Source organism: Spirosoma areae, from assembly GCF_054781775.1.
Window position 1 is genome coordinate 1 of record NZ_BAAGTT010000028.1, and the last position, 576, is coordinate 576.

At 46.0% G+C, this 576-nt stretch carries 1 protein-coding gene; it reads left to right on the forward strand.

Annotation, left to right across the window (positions count from 1 at the left end):
• Nucleotides 1–188: 188 nt before the first annotated feature.
• Nucleotides 189–576 (forward strand): IS5 family transposase (locus ACYVI1_RS16630; protein ID WP_460911769.1); only part of this gene is annotated, 388 nt, incomplete at its 3' end.

Here is a 576-nt window from a genome sequence, read left to right on the forward strand (position 1 = left end):
TCATCAGCGTCGGTTAAGGGTGGATTATGAACGTTCGGTAAAGGTCTCCGAAGCGATGATCCAACTGGCAATGATTCGTATTATGATTCGACGTTTTTAATTTTTAGACAGCCTCTTAGAGACTGTCTAAAAATAGCATTTTGATAAAAATAAGGAGCCGGTAAGTTTGTAGGAACAAAGAACCACCAATGTATCCTACTGATCTGACCGACTCCCAATGGCAAGTTATTCAAGAACTGCTGGCTGACCAACGAAAACGTAAACATGACTTGCGAAAAGTGTTTGATGCCTTGTTTTATGTAGTGAAAGGAGGTATTCCCTGGCGGCAGATGCCCAACGATCTACCACCCTGGAAGACAGCCTATTACTACTTTCGTAAGTTCCAGAAATTAGGCATCTGGGCGGAGCTAAATGATGCCTTACGAGAGAAAATTCGCCAGAAAGCGGGCCGGAAATTGAGTCCTTCAGCGGCCATTTTGGATTCGCAAAGTGTGAAAACCACGCTGGTCGGGGGCCAGCGCGGGTATGACGCGGGCAAGTCGGTCAAAGGTCGGAAACGGCATATTTTGGTCGATA